9 protein-coding genes are annotated in these 6,016 nt (G+C 64.1%); 7 read left to right on the top strand and 2 right to left on the bottom strand.

Annotation, left to right across the window (positions count from 1 at the left end):
* The first annotated feature begins 900 nt into the window (after window positions 1-900).
* From KBZ07_RS14980 to KBZ07_RS14955, 6 genes are all read left to right on the top strand, one after another.
* Entirely contained in the window at window positions 901-1,347 is a 447-nt protein-coding gene (locus KBZ07_RS14980; RefSeq protein WP_254932361.1) for a DUF2493 domain-containing protein, read from the top strand.
* Between the two features lie 139 nt (window positions 1,348-1,486).
* The gene (locus KBZ07_RS14975) at window positions 1,487-2,056 is read left to right on the top strand and encodes a siphovirus Gp157 family protein (RefSeq protein WP_254932360.1); all 570 of its coding nucleotides are present in this window, start codon (window positions 1,487-1,489) and stop codon (window positions 2,054-2,056) included.
* Window positions 2,057-2,143: 87 nt separating this feature from the next.
* Window positions 2,144-2,935: an RAD52 family DNA repair protein gene (locus tag KBZ07_RS14970; RefSeq protein WP_254932359.1), complete on the top strand. Its 792-nt coding sequence runs from the start codon at window positions 2,144-2,146 to the stop codon at window positions 2,933-2,935.
* Between the two features lie 163 nt (window positions 2,936-3,098).
* Window positions 3,099-3,551 carry a DUF6932 family protein gene (locus tag KBZ07_RS14965; RefSeq protein ID WP_254932358.1) on the top strand — a complete coding sequence of 151 codons (453 nt, stop codon included), beginning with the start codon at window positions 3,099-3,101 and terminating at the stop codon, window positions 3,549-3,551.
* Window positions 3,551-4,567: a hypothetical protein gene (locus KBZ07_RS14960; RefSeq protein WP_254932357.1), complete on the top strand. Its 1,017-nt coding sequence runs from the start codon at window positions 3,551-3,553 to the stop codon at window positions 4,565-4,567. Before KBZ07_RS14965 ends, KBZ07_RS14960 begins: the two co-directional genes overlap by 1 nt.
* Window positions 4,568-4,705: 138 nt before the next feature.
* Window positions 4,706-4,864 carry a hypothetical protein gene (locus KBZ07_RS14955; RefSeq protein ID WP_254932356.1) on the top strand — a complete coding sequence of 53 codons (159 nt, stop codon included), beginning with the start codon at window positions 4,706-4,708 and terminating at the stop codon, window positions 4,862-4,864.
* Window positions 4,865-5,051: 187 nt separating this feature from the next.
* On the opposite strand, the gene KBZ07_RS14950 is transcribed toward KBZ07_RS14955, so the two are convergent.
* Entirely contained in the window at window positions 5,052-5,207 is a 156-nt protein-coding gene (locus KBZ07_RS14950) for a type II toxin-antitoxin system RelE/ParE family toxin (protein ID WP_254932355.1), read from the bottom strand.
* A 5-nt stretch (window positions 5,208-5,212) separates the two neighbouring features.
* Window positions 5,213-5,440 carry an addiction module protein gene (locus tag KBZ07_RS14945; protein WP_181187874.1) on the bottom strand — a complete coding sequence of 76 codons (228 nt, stop codon included), beginning with the start codon at window positions 5,438-5,440 and terminating at the stop codon, window positions 5,213-5,215.
* Between the two features lie 189 nt (window positions 5,441-5,629).
* Here KBZ07_RS14945 and KBZ07_RS14940 point away from each other — a divergent pair.
* The coding region (locus KBZ07_RS14940) for a sigma factor (protein WP_315860179.1) at window positions 5,630-6,016 on the top strand (387 nt) is incomplete at its 3' end.

The following is a 6,016-nucleotide window of genomic DNA, read 5'->3' as shown; positions in this document are numbered from 1 at the left end:
TGATACCCGAAAATCACTGCGATGGCTGCTATCTGTGGCTCTAGTGCCTTGGGTGTGAGCAGGTTTGGGGGTTTCGCGCCCTTTGGAGCTTCTCAAGAAAGTCCTGGGATCGAGCAGCTGCTTCGTAGGCAGCTGCTCGATTGTCGGTATTCGAGGGTTGGGCTCATGCAGTTCCGATGCCGCGGGCTGAGCGATGAGGGCTTCGTGGCCAGGGCCTCTTATTCAAGGGAAAGGGAGCTCCCTTTAATTGGGCGCGGACCAAATAAAGGTTCGAGCAGAAGCCCACATCCACGCTGGGTGTCAGGGGCACCGATCGGCTCTGATTGTTCTGCTCCACGGGCTCTGCCTTGGTAGCGGCCATGCCGCGGGGCTCTGTCGGAACCCGCAGGGCTCCGGTCGTCAGCGGCCGTCCTTCAGCGTGCCACGGCTGCGCCGTGGCGTGCATCGGCCAGCCGCCGCCGCCCTCCGCTCCGGGGCAGGTGTGGGGGGGCGGGCAGGGCCACTCTCCCGCGGCTGCGGTGGTCGGGCCTTCGCCCGCGTTGATGGGGAAGGAGAAGGCCCCAAGTTTCCTCGCGCGGCGGCGCGGCCAGCTGGGCGTTCCGGGCTAAATCTGGCGGGTCTGCTTATCAGTTGCAGATCCCTGTGAGCATGGCCAGGCTTTGCGTAGATCCATTGTCTCGCAGCGGCTCTGCCGACTCATAAGTGCACTTGTACTGCTAGAATAAGAGATGCGCCAAAGGCCCCAAGCCCATCGCCTGCGGTAATTCAATTCCCTGATCTCGCCAGCACTGCCGCTCTTTTATTTGCGGTGTGTTGCCCCGATTAGTTGTCACCTCTGGCAGCTGAATCATGGATCTTTATCTCTCATCTAGTCCTGCAATAGCCCCATCCCATTCGCTTGTGATCGCGGCTGGAGGCGGCCGTGATCTGGCCTGGCCCCAGCAGCGCATCGCCGCTGAGCTGCTCGGCCGCAGCGGTGGCCGGCTGGTGCATCTGGTTCTCCATGGCGGGGCCCGCGGCGCTGATGCCGCTATTGGTCGTGCTGCCCAGCAGCTGGGTTGGTCAGCCCTGGTGATGCCGGCCCAGTGGCAGCTCCATGGCCGGGCCGCCGGGCCGATCCGTAATCGCGAGCTGCTGCAGCAGGCCATTGCCAAAGCCATGGCCCACACCTCCCCGGGCTCGCTCGCCTCGGTGTTGGTGGTGGCCTTTCCCGGTGGCCCAGGGACCGCCTCGCTGGTGAGAGAAGCCCGTCGCATGGCCTCCCATTCCCCGGTGCCGATCTCGGTGGTCGAAGTCAGTGCAGTTGCCGGGCTCTGCGCTGTTCCGGCTGGCATCGGCTGCTCGTAATCCCCCAGCACCAAAAACCTTTGGAGCGCTTGGCGCTCCGTTCCGTTCTTTCCATTCCCATCCCCATCGCCTGCTCACCGTCGTGCCTGTAATCACCCCTATTCCCACCGCTGTTCCTGTCGTCGAGTCGGCTCCTCCAGTGGCAGGCCCCGCCTGCTCCCTCCAGCGATCCGGTTCCCTCTGGCAGCTGGGCATCGAGGCCCAGGAGCTCACCACCGCTGTCTCCCAGCTGGCCGAGCAGCTGGAAACGGATGATCCCGAACAGCGCGCCTCAGCCCTCGCCGAGCTGGAGGCCGCTCTTCTGGCAGAAGAGGGCAACAAAGCCGCCTTGGCAGCCAAGGCCGATGCCACCTGCTGGGTGATCGAGCATCTGCGCGCTCAGGCGGCCTACCGGCAGCAGCAGGCCAAGCGGCTCGCCGATCTGGCCCGCAGCGATGCCGGTAGGGCAGATGCCCTGGAGGAGTCGCTGATCTTTGTGCTCACCCAGCTGCAGCCCTCGGCCAGCCGCTTCTCCTTCCCGAATCACGAGCTCAGCAGCCGCAAGTCCCAGGTCGTCGTGATCGACGACGAAGACGCCCTCGATGCCGAGTGGCTCGCCATCAAAACCACCAGTCAGCCCGATAAGGCCGCCATCAAAGAGGCCCTCAAAGCCGGCCGCCAGATCACAGGAGCCCAGCTGCTCACCCGCCGCAGCTGGCGCATCCACTAACAGCCGCGGGCCCTTATCGACATGGGCCTGATGCAGGAGCGGGCCCAGATCACTTGATCCGCAATCAACTCAAGCCAATTCACCGCCATGACCACAACCGTGTTCTCCGCCGAGCAGATCGCTGCTCTCTCTGCTCCCCTTGATCGCGCCAAGGTTCAGACCCGTAGCCAAGCAGGCCGCTCCCTGACCTACCTGGAGGGTTGGCAGGCCATCGCCGAGGCCAACCGCATCTTTGGCTTTGATGGCTGGCAGCGGCAAACCGTCGCCCTCCGCTGCGTCAACCAGAGCGAACGCACCATCGGCCGCGACCAGAAACCCGGCTGGGGCGTCACCTACACCGCCCGGGTGCGCATCACCGTTGGAGAAGGGGCAGGCTCTCAAGTGATCCGAGAAGGCAGCGGAGCCGGCCATGGCATCGATGCCGACCTTGGCCAGGCCCATGAATCCGCTCTCAAGGAGGCCGAAACCGATGCCATGAAGAGGGCGCTGATGACCTTTGGAAACCCGTTTGGCTTGGCCCTCTACGACAAGCAGCAGCGACAGGTCACCCACTCAGAAGGGGACAGCTCTCAAGCGCCCACCAGTGCCAGCAACGGCACGCGGTCAATCCAGCGCAGGCCATCACCCACCGCTCCTTGCTCTGGGAGGGAAGCTGGCGACGACTCAAGCCTGATGCCCCTCGACCCGGCCACCACCGGCAAGATCCTCGTCACCCTGCGGGGGCTCCCTCGGCCGGTGCTGGAAGACTTCACCAAGGCGTTCCGCAAGCGGTTCCAGGTGCCCCAGGAGGCCACCTCCATCGCCGATCGGATCTGCCAGAAGCGTCATCACGACTGGATCGAGGCCTACCTGGTGCAGCAGAGACAGCCTGTGTCATGAGCCCAAGGTCCAGCTGCGCGGCAGGCCGTGGAGCGCTTGCAAAGGCACACCAGGAGATACCCAATTACTGCTGGTCTGGGTATAAACCGCGCAGCAACTCGGCGCCATGCCCAGCCACACCGCAAGGTCGCTCAGCCATGGGAATACTGAGGACACCTGAAGAATGGCGCCCCCACGCTTTGATCCCCATGGCTATTTGGAGGCCGGCATCCATCGCTGCACGTTGGAAGAGCTGGAGGAGCTGTTCGGCTGGAACGCTTGCCGTAGACAGCTACTCGCCCAGCTCAGAAAGTTTGTGGAGAATGAGCTGATGCAAGCCGCCGGTCAACTGCCACCGCTGGTGCTTGATGGCACCTTCGTTACACGGCACGAAAGCCCAGCCGAGATCGTGGCGGTGTTGCTTCTCGATGAGATCGCAGCAGAGAGCTTTTGGGATGGGGCTGATCTCTATACCTCACACAAGACGCTTCACTCTCGCTACCAGATCCGCCTGTACGTCCATTCCGCGCTCTACGGCATGGATGCATTGAGCAGGGTCCAGGTGATCGACATCGTGGAACTGCTGGAGAAAGGCCTCGATGCCAAGCACATCAAAGGTGTGGTGAGGTTGAACTGATGAGCAGCTGGCTCGATGCGATGGAAGCGAAAGCGCGGCTGATCCATCAGGAAATCCTGGGAGCCCAGGAGCTTGCCCGCCGCTCCGGGAAGGATCCGCAGGAGTTCACCGAACCTCTCTACGCCGAGCTAACCCGTTACTACCGCAACAACTTCTCCTATGCCCTGCTCGCCGACAACGCCGATCTGATCGCCCGTTACCGCGGCCCGGGGGTCGCGCACCGCGAGCCTCCGGTGTCTTTGGTGACGGATGTCTTTGGCCGGCTGCGCAAGGAAATCCAGTTGGTGGCCAAGGCGATCGCCGGGATGGAGGAGAAGAAGGTGCGCTGGCCCGCCGATCTCGACCCCCAACTAGCTGGGGTGACCTACGGCAGCCTGGTGGTGGGCATGCGCGTGCCAAGGCCCGGAGATGCGGGTGCTGACGGTCAGGCGGTGCTGCCCGGAGTTAGCGATGACCTCTATCGGGCCGTGCAGACAGCGGTGCAGAGCCTGCCGGCGATTCCACGCCTTATCCAGAACGGCCAGATCAGCGAGGCCATCTACGAGCAATTCCCCGATCCAGCCGTACGCGACACGTTGATGGTGGCGGCCAAGCGCCTGGCACCCTCAGCCCAGAACAAGGCGATCAGCGAACTGTTCCTCAGCGGCCCGCAGCCCAGTGAAGAGCTAGGACCCGCCCAGGCACTCACCAAGCAGAGCCGCCAGATCCTGCTACGCAGCCTGAACGCGCCCAGCAACCGCCGTATGAAGGCGAACGGTGAGTTCGAAGGCGTGGTGCGGGAGGTTGACCTCGATGCCCGCCGTTTTGAAATCAGAGGGCGCGGCGCAAGCGTCGGTATGCGCTGCATCTACGAGCCCGCCTATGACGGCCAAATCATCGGCATGCTCAACGCCGCAGTTCGGGTGAAGGGCAGCTACGAGGCAGCGGCCGATGAACAGCCCAGGCTGGTGAGAGTTGTGCAGATCACCGTCACCCGACCACCGGATCAGCAGCTGGTGCTCGGCGTCGAGCCATAGATCAGCTCACGCACTTTGCTCAAGCACTTTGATCAAGCACCGCATGGGCATCCAAGACGGAGTCGCCGCCTGTCAGGAAGCGCTCCAGCCTCTGAGTCAATGCCCCGCTGGGAGGCCAGGTCCTGAGCTGGCTCTGCCATGGCCACGCTTCTCGCTTCTGTTCCTGCCTCCGTTCACCGGTATCCCGCCCGCCGGATGCACTTCTCTGCCAAAGGAGTTGAGCTGCTGATCGAGCGCCAGGCCGAGCAGCCCGAGCCGCCGTTGGATCCCGAGCTGGAGGATCTGCTGCCCTTCTGAGGGCTGGGGGCTCTGGCCCCCTTTTCAGCCGACATCCACGCAGTCAGGACCTGGAGCGCTGCCGCCAGACCCTGGAGTCGCGGCCGCAATGCAGCACAGCCAGCACGACGACGCAGTCCTGCTCGGGAACGGGCAGGTAGACGACGCCGTAGGGGAAGCGGCGAATCAGGGCACGGCGCGTGCCGCGTTAGCTGGCGGGATACGCCGCCGGGTTGGAGCGGATGCGCTGGAAGACCAGCCGCACCTCGGCTAGGAACTGACGGCCCAGGCCAGGCTCCTGGGCTTCGTACCAGCGGGCCGCAGCGTCGAGATCATCTCGGGCTGCTGGACGGAGTCGCAGCACCTTGTTCAGAGCGACTGCTCGATGGAATCGAGCGCCGCATCGGCATCAACACCGGGGTAGCCGTCAGCCAGGAAGCTCTCCAACCGCTGATCGATCAGCTGTCGATCGGCATCAGTGAGATCAGGGCCGTTCTGCTCGGCCGCGATCGAGTCCCACAGGGTCTGGACCAGCTCCAGCCGTTGCGCCAGGGGCAGGGTCAGCAGGTCATTCACCACAGGCAATGCCGGCAGCACCGGAGGGCTGGGACCCTTTGACCGTAGCGGTGGCATTGGGGCAAGTCGCCACCGGGCCGTCAAACACCCACCTAAATCCCTCGTCCAGTCCTCGCGCTGCGTCAAGGATCTAGCCATGCGCCCCGTTGGGGCGTCCTTGTCACATCCCTGCGGCTGGCCGTTGGGGGTGGGGTTCTCTGCCGTCCCCAGATGGCTGCCCCGCTTTCCCGCTCTGCCCTCCGTGCCCGCGATGCCCTGGTGCTGGAGCACCTCTCCCTGGCAGATGCCGTTGCCTCAGCTGTAGCCCGCCGCTTCTTCCCTTTGGTTGAGCGGGAGGATCTGATTCAGGTAGCTAGAGAAGCCCTGCTCCGCTCTGTCCTGCGCTGCAAGGCAGGCGAGCCGGCAGAGCCCTATCTGCGCCGCTGCATCTCAGGTGCCCTGCAGCATCACCTGCGCGATCGGGTGCGGCTGGTGCGCATTCCACGGCGCCTTCATGAGCAGGGTCAGTGCCCCCTGGGTCACATAAGCCTTGATGGCCACGCCGCTGGCGAGCCGTGCCTGCTCGATCAGCTGGCGGCCCCAGAGCAAGGAGCAGCC

The sequence above is a fragment of the Cyanobium sp. BA20m-14 genome (genome assembly GCF_024346295.1).
The sequence above is the reverse complement of the archived record's forward strand: the minus strand, read 5'-3'. Positions and strand labels throughout refer to the sequence as shown.